At 59.0% G+C, this 6620-nt stretch carries 5 protein-coding genes; 4 read left to right on the plus strand and 1 reads right to left on the minus strand.

The features are described 5' to 3' along the window. Positions 1 to 89: 89 nt before the first annotated feature. Entirely contained in the window at positions 90 to 1580 is a 1491-nt protein-coding gene (locus QMX84_RS25385; protein WP_088500402.1) for an aldehyde dehydrogenase family protein, read from the minus strand. 370 nt (positions 1581 to 1950) lie between these two features. Here QMX84_RS25385 and peaA point away from each other — a divergent pair, with 370 nt between their 5' ends. The 4 genes from peaA (at position 1951) to peaD (ending at position 6523) form a co-directional block, all read left to right on the plus strand. Next, positions 1951 to 3531 (plus strand): quinohemoprotein amine dehydrogenase subunit alpha, encoded by a 1581-nt coding sequence (gene peaA, locus QMX84_RS25390; RefSeq protein WP_282365072.1) that lies wholly within the window; start codon positions 1951 to 1953, stop codon positions 3529 to 3531. 84 nt (positions 3532 to 3615) lie between these two features. Next, the gene (gene peaB, locus QMX84_RS25395) at positions 3616 to 5046 is read left to right on the plus strand and encodes a quinohemoprotein amine dehydrogenase maturation protein (RefSeq protein ID WP_282365073.1); all 1431 of its coding nucleotides are present in this window, start codon (positions 3616 to 3618) and stop codon (positions 5044 to 5046) included. 1 nt (position 5047) lies between these two features. Further along, positions 5048 to 5371: a quinohemoprotein amine dehydrogenase subunit gamma gene (gene qhpC / locus QMX84_RS25400; RefSeq protein WP_048372098.1), complete on the plus strand. Its 324-nt coding sequence runs from the start codon at positions 5048 to 5050 to the stop codon at positions 5369 to 5371. Positions 5372 to 5404: 33 nt separating this feature from the next. After that, positions 5405 to 6523 (plus strand): quinohemoprotein amine dehydrogenase subunit beta, encoded by a 1119-nt coding sequence (gene peaD, locus QMX84_RS25405; RefSeq protein ID WP_262125957.1) that lies wholly within the window; start codon positions 5405 to 5407, stop codon positions 6521 to 6523. The last annotated feature ends 97 nt before the right edge of the window (positions 6524 to 6620 follow it).

Below are 6620 nucleotides of genomic sequence, written 5' to 3' on the forward strand. Positions count from 1 at the left end.
GGCTACCAACCCGTCCTGTAGGAGCTGCCGCAGGCTGCGATCTTTTGATTTTTAGAAGATCGCAGCCTGCGGCAGCTCCTACATGGGTGTTAAAGCTTGATCAACACCGATTTCAGCTCGGTGTAATGCTCAATCGCCGCATAACCCATTTCACGGCCCACGCCGGACATTTTGTAGCCGCCAAACGGCAGCGCCGGGTCGAGGGCGCTGTGGCAGTTGACCCACACCGAACCGGACTTGATGCGCGGGATCATCCGGTGCACCGCGCCAAGGTCGTTTGACCAGATGCTCGCACCCAACCCGTAGGGGCTGTCATTGGCCATGCGCAGGGCGTCAGCTTCGTCATCAAACGGGATCGCCACCAATACCGGGCCGAAGATTTCTTCCTGCACCAGTGAATGTTGTTGATCAACGTCAACAATCACAGTTGGTTTAACAAAAAAACCGGGCCCGTATTGCTCGCCGCCACAGGCAATGGTGGCGCCACTTTCACGGCCCATTTCAATGTAATGCGCGACACGTTCCTGCTGGCGGGCGGAAATCAGCGGGCCCATGTCTACGCTGGAATCCAGGCCATTGCCCAGCTTCATGGCGTTGGCAATGTCGGCGATATCGGCCACCACATTGTCGAAATGCTTGCGCTGCACATACAGCCGCGAACCCGCGCAGCAGACCTGGCCCTGGTTGAAGAAGATGGCACTGGCCGCCCCGGCAGCGGCGCTTTTCAGGTCGGCGTCGGCCATGACGATGGTCGGGGACTTGCCGCCCAGTTCCAGGGTCACGCGGGTCATGGAGTCCATGGCGATCTTGCCGATCTGCTTGCCCACGGCGGTGGAGCCAGTGAAGGTCAGTTTGTCCACCAGCGGGTTGTGGGTCAGTGCCGAGCCTGCGGTGATCCCGGTGCCGGTCACCACGTTAAACACGCCTTCGGGGTAACCGGCTTCTTGCACCAGTTCGGCCAGTTTAAGCGCGCTCAGCGGGGTTTCATCGGCAGGCTTCAGCACCACGGTGCAGCCGGTTGCCAACGCCGGGCCGAGTTTCCAGCAGGCTAGCAGCAGCGGGAAGTTCCAGGCCACGATAGCGCCGACCACGCCCACCGCTTCACGGCGAATAAAGCTGTGGAACTGATCGTTGGGCATCAGCGGCAACGAAACTTCGACGCTGGAACCCTCGATCTTGGTCGCCCAACCGGCCATATAACGCAGGAAGTCGATGGACAACTGCACGTCCATGACTTGGGCCACGGCAGCACTTTTACCGTTGTTCAGGCATTCCAGTTGCGCCAGTAACTGCGCATCACGCTCCATCAGGTCGGCCAGTTTCCACAGCAGGTTTTGTCGTTCCCGTGGCCGTGTACGGGTCCATGCAGAGTCATCGAATGCGTGGCGGGCAGCCAGAACAGCGCGGTCAACGTCCTCAGGCGTAGCCTTGGGCACGACGCAAAGCACTTCGCCGGTGGCCGGGTTGTGCAGGGGCATGGTCTGGCCGTCTGCGGCCTCGACCCAGGCGCCGCCAACCAGCATGCGCGGGGCGCGTTGAATAAAAGCCGTAGTGGCAGGAAGCAGAGCAGCAAGCGACATGATGAGTCCTCGTCTTGTTAGTGTCCGAGGGCATTCGCAACGGTTGTGCCAGTTTGCTGTTACCCCGTATTTGCAGGGTTTTAAGGTCGTGCTGCGCCTGCCCGGCATGGCAAGTTGTCGCAATCTGCGACAGGTTTGAGACGGTTTTCGCAACATGGGCGCCCATCTGCCGCGTCTCAGAGTGCAACAGCTGTCTCGATATAAAACGCCCCAAAGCCTGCAAACACGGGGGGCAAAACCTGTATTGCCGCCCATCTCGCTGATTTACCTGTCTTTTCGTAAGCTGGCACGCTCCGTGTATTACTCCGTTCAGACGTTTCAAAACGATAAGCCACAACAATAAGAAAGCACCGTGCGAGGTCCGACGTTGATGAAGATAAAACTCCGATCAGGCTTGAACGCCAGCCTGCTGGCCCTGGCCGCTTGTGTAGGCTTGCATGCACCGGACAGCCAGGCTGCCCGCGATGCCCAGAGCATCCTCCAGCAAAACTGTATGGGCTGTCATATCCCCGAAGCCAACAACGGCCTGAGCCGTATCAGCCTCCAGCGCAAAACCCCGGAAGGCTGGCTGATGAGCATCGCCCGGATGCAGACCATGCACGGCTTGCAGATCAGCGATGAGGATCGCCGCACCTTGGTCAAATACCTGGCCGACACTCAAGGCCTGGCGCCGAGCGAAACGGACGGCGTGCGCTATGCCCTTGAGCGACGCTTGAACACGGTCGAACATTTCGACGAGCAAACCACGCAAATGTGCGCCCGTTGCCACTCCGGCGCACGTATTGCCCTGCAACGGCGTCCGGCTCAGGAATGGGAGCGGCTGGTGAACTTCCACCTCGGGCAATGGCCGTCGCTGGAATATCAGGCCTTGTCCCGCGACCGTGACTGGTTTGATCTGGCCCGTACCCAAATGGTGCCGATGCTGGCCGAGCGTTATCCGCTGGACAATCCGGCGTGGCAGCAATGGCTGAAAACTGCGCCTAAAAGCCAAACCCTGACAGGCAACTGGAGCTTTAGCGGGCACTTGCCGGGCAAAGGAGAAGTGGCCGGGGTGATGGCTGTTGCGCCAGACGGCAAAGATACCTTCAAGGTCAAGATCACCGGCCAATACGCCGATGGTGCGCCGTTCAACGGTGAAGGCAGCGCCTTGCTCTACAGCGGCTACGAATGGCGCGGCAATGTGAAGGTCGACGGGGTGAACATGCATCAAGTGTTCGCCGCCAAGGACAACACCCTGCAAGGGCGCATGTTTGAAGCCGATCACGACGAGCGCGGGCTGGACTTTATCGCCGCCAAAGTGGGCACCAACCGTGTGCTTGCGGTGCAACCGGGCTACGTAAAAGCCGGCAGTGAAAGCGAAATCACCCTGGTCGGCAGCGGCCTCAGCGGCACCCCGAACCTGGGACAGGGCGTAGAGGTGCTTGAAGTGCTGGAGCAGAGCCCGTCGCGTATCAAGCTGAAGGTCAAGGCTGGCGCCGATGCGCAACCGGGCTTGCGTGAGGTCAGCGTGGGCGCGCTCAAGGGGCCAGCCCTGGCGGTGTACAACCAGATCGCCGAGGTCAAGGTGGTGCCCGAGTTCTCGGTAGCACGAATTGGCGGTGGTGGCGGTTCGACGCCCAAGGTTCAGGGCCGCTTTGACGCCGAAGCCTGGGGCAAAGGGGCAGATGGCAAGCCCTACCGCATCGGTGTAGTGCCTGCAAAGTGGCATGTAGAGCCGTTCAACGAACAAGCCAAGGAAGACGAAGACGTCAAGTTCGCCGGTGTCATGCAGGCTGAAAACGGCATCTTCACCCCGGGCGATGCCGGGCCTAACCCGGCGCGCAAAATGTCTACCAACAATGCCGGCAACCTCAAGGTGATCGCTGCGGTTGATGATGCAGGCAACGCGCTGACCGGCGAGGGCCATATGATCGTCACCGTGCAACGCTGGAACAATCCGCCCATTCCCTAAGCAAGGCCTTTGCAAGCACTGGCGACAAACACTTTTCGGAATGACCGCAAGCCCCGCCGACGGGGCTTGCACTGGAGGTTTGGCATGGGCGTAATCTTGAATCTGGTGGAACGCAACCTGCACGAAGTGCATGTGGATGCTGACCGCATGCTGTTTCACATACCCAGCTCATCGCTGTTTGCCAGCGATGAGCTGACTGGCACCATCATTGATACGCTGCGCGGCCCCGGCTGCTCATCGGATGACTTGATCCAGCGCTTGGCTTCACGCTTTAACGGTGAAGAAATCACCGAAACCCTGCGTGAGCTGATGTCCCTGGAACTGGTCAGCGACGGTTCGCCACTGACCCCGGACATAGCCGCCAAACGGGTTGAGCGCACGGCCATCAACACTGTAGTGCTCAACGTCAACACCGGCTGCAACCTGAGCTGCACCTACTGCTACAAGGAAGACCTGGACAAGCCCTCCGAGGGCAAAAAAATGGACATCGACACCGCCGTGGCGTCGGTTGAAATGCTCTTGCGCGAGTCCCCGGACGAAGAGCGCTTTACCGTGGTGTTCTTTGGCGGCGAGCCCTTGAGCAACCGCAAGCTTATCGAACACATGGTCGATTACTGCGAAAAGCGCTTTGCCGAGGCGGGCAAGTCGGTGGAGTTCGTGATGACCACTAACGCCACGCTGCTGAACGAAGACACGGTGGACTACCTCAACGCCCACCGTTTCGGGTTGTCAGTGAGCATTGACGGGCCAAAAACCGTGCACGACCGCAACCGCATCACCGTGGGCGGGCAGGGCACCTATGACGTGGTGCGGCGCAAGGCCGAAATGCTCTTGTCGCGCTACAACAGCCGCCCGGTCGGTGCGAGGGTGACCCTGACCACCGGCGTCACCGATGTCGAGACCATCTGGGACCACCTGTTCAACGAGCTGAGGTTTGCCGAGGTCGGCTTTGCCCCGGTGACCTCCGGTGACATCAGCAGCTTCAACCTGAGCAATGACGAACTGGTGGAAGTCTTTGCCAGCATGAAGCGCCTGGGCCGCCGTTATCTGAAAGCGGCACTGGAGCACCGCAACATTGGTTTTTCCAACTTGCACCAGTTGATCACCGACATCCATGAAGGCCACAAAAAAGCCCTGCCATGCGGGGCGGGCCTGAAAATGCTGGCTGTCGACTACAAAGGTGAACTCAACCTTTGCCACCGCTTTACCGGCTCGACCTTGCCTACGTTTGGCAACGTGCACAGCGCGGTAAAACAAGTGGAGCTCAACGACTTTTTGTCGCAACGCCTGGACCGAACCAATACGGGCTGCGATGACTGCCAGATCCGTAATCTGTGCTCCGGCGGCTGCTATCACGAGAGTTACGCCCGCTATGGCGATGCGACGCACCCGACATATCACTACTGCGAACTGATGCGTGACTGGGTCGACTTCGGCATCGAGGTGTACACCCGGATCATGGCCCAAAACCCTGCGTTCATCAGCAGTTACATCACTCCGCGCAAGGCTCACTGATATGAAACATCTCAAGGCAATCAATAACAAAGCGTTGAAACTCGATGAGGCTGCGGCCGAAAACCGGATCGAGGAAGTGGTGGCGATGAACTCGGTGGCGGGGTGCACCTCGACCACCGACCCAGGTTGGGAAATTGATGCGTTTGGCGGCGTCTCGTCGTTGTGCCAGCCCATGGAGTCTGACCTGTACGGCTGCTCTGACCCGTGCTGGTGGCCAGCCCAGGTGCCCGACATGATGAGCACCTACCCGGACTGGAACAAGGACGCTCAAGCGTCCAACGAAAACTGGCGCAACCTTGGGACTGTCTTTCCAAAAGACAAATGACTTGCCTGGGTACACAAGAATAAGGATTCCAGCATGCCAAGCATCAAAACCTGCGGCCAGGCCGCGCTTGCCGTTCTCAGCGCCTTTTCGCTGACCGTGTTGGCCGATGACAATCGCGCCTTGCAAACCGGCCATGAGTACATGGTGCTCACCAACTACCCGAACAACCTGCACGTGGTGGATGCGGCCACCGACACGCTGTTTAAAACCTGCAAGATGCCGGACGCATTCGGGCCGGGCTCGGTGCAAATATCGCCGGACCATAAAACCGCGTACGTGCTCAATAACCACTACGCCGATGTGTACGGCGTCGAGCTGGACACCTGCAAGCAGGTGTTCCATGCCAGCATCACGCAAAAACCGGGGGAAAAGGCCCGCGCCATGTTCAGCTTCACCCTCAGCCCGGACGGCAAGGAGCTGTACACCATCGCCAACCCGACGTTGATGCTCAACGACCATTACGAGGTGCAGCAACCGCGGCTTGATGTGTACGCCACCGATGCCGGTCTGAATGCCAAGCCGATCCGCAGTTTTCCGGCACCCCGGCAATTAAGCATCATGCAGGCGGGTGACGACGGCAGCTTGTACGTGGCCGGGCCAGACCTTTATAAAGTCAACCCGCAGACCGGCAAGTTCGATGTGCTGCTCCCCACCCGCCACTGGAACCGCCCAGGCTACAGCTCTCCGGACGTGCTGTATTTCTGGAACCATCAGAGCTACCTGCACGATTTCTCGCTGCTCTACACCGCGGCCAAATTCAAGGATGACAAACAGGATCTGGCCACCGCCGACTACGTGTATGGCCAGCTCAGCGTTGACCTTAAAACCGGTAAGGCGACAACCACCGATTTTGGCCCGCTGACCGAAATTTACTTCACCGGCATGCGTTCACCGAAAGACCCGAACCTGATGTTTGGCCTGCTAAACCGTCTGTCCAAGTACGACATCAAGCAACAAAAACTCTTGCAGTCGGCGCCGCTGGACCATTCGTACTACTGCATCGCGTTCAACAAGGCCGGCAGCAAAATCTACCTCGCCGGGACCTACAACGATGTGGCGGTGTTTGATGCCGACAGCATGAAACAAGTGGGCAGCATCAAATTGCCGGGTGGTGACATGGCCATCACCACCTCGCAACTGTTTGTGCGTTAACTCCAGCCCCAAAACACTTATGTGGGAGCGGGCTTGCTCGCGATTGGACCGACGCGGTGTAACAGTTACATCGTGTTGCCCGTATCGCGAGCAAGCC

This window comes from Pseudomonas sp. PS01297 (assembly GCF_029959305.1).
GTDB lineage: Bacteria > Pseudomonadota > Gammaproteobacteria > Pseudomonadales > Pseudomonadaceae > Aquipseudomonas > Aquipseudomonas helleri.